Here is a 255-nt window from a genome sequence, read left to right as displayed (position 1 = left end):
TGCCTTAGCAATCGTTTCAAGTGGTATACCAAGATCATACATATTTTTAATCATTTGAATTTTTCCCTGCTGAACTCCTTCTTTTCGACCTTTTTCAATGCCTTTTTCAATGCCTTTTTTAATTCCTTGTTTCATCCCTTGTTCCATTCCTCTTTTTATTCCTTCTGTCTCTGCATGGGCGAATTTTGCTGCTTCATCCATTAAAACTTTCTCCCTTGCGTCATAGGCTTGCCGGAAAGAAGAATCTTGACTCAT

The 255-nt window shown here is 37.6% G+C and carries 1 pseudogene; it reads right to left on the bottom strand.

The window, feature by feature from the left end:
• Window positions 1-255: pseudogene (locus MR107_RS30820) on the bottom strand (Rpn family recombination-promoting nuclease/putative transposase); the annotation flags it as partial.

It is taken from the genome of Bacillus cereus group sp. BfR-BA-01441 (assembly GCF_022663075.1).
Classification (GTDB): domain Bacteria; phylum Bacillota; class Bacilli; order Bacillales; family Bacillaceae_G; genus Bacillus_A; species Bacillus_A cereus.
This window is presented reverse-complemented; position numbering and strand designations above follow the sequence as displayed.